The sequence below is a fragment of the Methanocalculus sp. genome (genome assembly GCF_029762515.1).
In the GTDB taxonomy this organism is placed as follows: Archaea; Halobacteriota; Methanomicrobia; order Methanomicrobiales; family Methanocorpusculaceae; genus Methanocalculus.
Window position 1 is genome coordinate 1 of the sequence record NZ_JARVGN010000377.1, and the last position, 2,214, is coordinate 2,214.

3 protein-coding genes are annotated in these 2,214 nt (G+C 49.6%); 2 read left to right on the plus strand and 1 reads right to left on the minus strand.

Annotation, left to right across the window (positions count from 1 at the left end):
* Window positions 1-195: 195 nt before the first annotated feature.
* Entirely contained in the window at window positions 196-894 is a 699-nt protein-coding gene (locus tag QCH34_RS11125) for a molybdopterin-dependent oxidoreductase (RefSeq protein ID WP_300334136.1), read from the minus strand.
* Between the two features lie 191 nt (window positions 895-1,085).
* Between QCH34_RS11125 and QCH34_RS11130 the strand changes: the two genes are divergently transcribed.
* Window positions 1,086-1,961, plus strand: coding sequence for an alpha/beta hydrolase (locus QCH34_RS11130; RefSeq protein ID WP_300334139.1), 876 nt, complete (start codon window positions 1,086-1,088; stop codon window positions 1,959-1,961).
* Window positions 1,962-1,978: 17 nt separating this feature from the next.
* The gene (locus QCH34_RS11135) at window positions 1,979-2,128 is read left to right on the plus strand and encodes a hypothetical protein (RefSeq protein WP_300334141.1); all 150 of its coding nucleotides are present in this window, start codon (window positions 1,979-1,981) and stop codon (window positions 2,126-2,128) included.
* Window positions 2,129-2,214: the final 86 nt, after the last annotated feature.

Below are 2,214 nucleotides of genomic sequence, written 5' to 3' on the forward strand. Positions count from 1 at the left end.
CTGATGAGGGCACTTGGCCTCACAGATCTGGTAATGCCGGTTGCGCTGATGAGCGATATCCATGACTGGGCGGGTCTTCTTCTCGGGTTTATGGTCGCCCTTCACCTGTTTATGAACCGTGCCTGGATCATCTCCACTACCAAAAAGGTGCTTGCAGGAAAAAAGTGATGAGTGGCCGGGTTCTTCCGGCTCATATTACCGGTTATAGACACTTTCGGAGATATCTGCACTATCTGAAAATCCACGCTGCTCCCAGTATCCCCGGTAGGAGGGATCATCTGAAAGCTCGATTGTCTCGATCCATTTGATCCATTTATAGCCCCATTTGTCCTCGGCAACGAGCTGGAACGGATATCCTCTCTCTGACGGAAGCGTGACATTGTTCATCCGGTATGCCATCAGAATATCATTTTCCATGATGTAGTCGAGTGGAAGCGAAGTTGTGTATCCGTCATCTGCCCTGAAGATGACGGTGTTTGCCCGGGGATCTGCTCCAGCGTCATTGATGATATCCCGAACCAAAACACCTTTCCAGAGGATGGTGGCATCCCAGCCTTCAACACAATAGAGGGTGACCACTTTTGAGTAGTGCGGGTATTTGTCAAGGATCTGATCATAGTTTAAGATGGTGTCCTCCTCAACAAGTCCGGTGACCGTCAGCCGGTAGCGGGTGATATCAACATACCGTGGGCCACGGATTGCATTTTCGCGGAAGTCATTGACTGATGAGAGGTCAAGTCCTTCATAGTTCCTGATCTCAACGGCTGCAAGGGCGGTTGGATCATTGCCTGACATCCTGCTATCTGCACCAACATAGGGGAGGAGAAGGAAGATAACCGCACTTAAGAAGATAAACAGGGCGATTATCAGGATGAGGAAGGAAGGTTTCTGCATGAGAAGGGATGTTGTCGGAAGTGTTGATAAAATCATGTATGGGAACTGGCATGTGGCGTATTGTGCGGTTGTGATGGCTTGGCTTCGGGGGCATTTCAGTTCAGATCAGCTGTTGCATCTGACATATGTCGTCTTGATGATTTACCCCCGATTCAGAAAACCTCATCAGTCATGATATCCATCTGAAGAGTATGCCAGTGATCACCACTTCTGATGGCATATCTCTCAGGTATGCAATTCATGGTGAAGGAAAAACAGTCATTTTTGTGCTCGGGTATGGAATGAGCCTCGACGAGTGGCCTTCCCGGCTGATATCACAACTTGCACAATCGTACAGGGTCATTCTCTACAACCACCGCGGGGTGTCCGGTGAGCGTAACCCGGCGATTGAGTTTACGATCCCACAGGGAGCCCGGGATCTGCATGAGGTGATTACACAGCTTGCGGGCAGGGAAGGGTATGGACAAGATAGGGAGGAAGATAAGAAGGAATTGATAGAGGTAGAGGAAGGGGAGGATGATTCTGAAAAAGAGAGGGGTGTGCATATCATCGGGTACTCGATGGGGGGGATGATTGCACTTGAATACGCTCTTTTGTATCCGGATTCAGTCGACCGCCTTGTCCTCCTGAATGCCGACTGCGGTGGGGTGTTGAAGATCCCGGCAGAGGAATGGGTCACAGCAGAGATGGCAAAAGAACTCTCCACCGCTGAGGCATATCTTGAGCGTGCCGGAAAGCTTCTCCTCACGGAATCATATCGCTGTGAATTTCCCGATCCCATGACCTGGTTTGTGGATTATGGGGAGGTGGCTGACCCGCATGCAGTAAAGGAGCAGTTTGATGCGATGCTCCTCTGGGAAGGGGTCTGCCCGGATCTCCATACAATCCGCTCTCCGGCACTCATTATTGCTGGCGATCAGGATATTGTCATCCCCCCGGAGAATGCCGAAATTCTGGCAGCGGCCATGCCGGATGCCACGCTCCATATACTGGGCGGGCAGGCGCATGGGATGATCTTCTGCCAGCCGGTGAGGATTGCAGAGATGATCGAGGAGTTTCTTGGGTGAGCGGGGGGGGCAAGGAGATGAGGGATAATGGTCGAAATGATGATTTGATAGATTCAGATTCTATCCTGAGTGAAGGGGATTATATCTCCCTACAAAAATATCGAGCTGAGAAAGAAAAGGGGATGTTGATCTCTGAATCCGATGCGAAAAGGGGACTTGGTTTATGATGTATGAAATCAGGTTATCCTCATAATTCCATTAATTTTATTCCTTGCTTTCTGATTTCATTTGATTAGGCCGATTTTTCCATTAT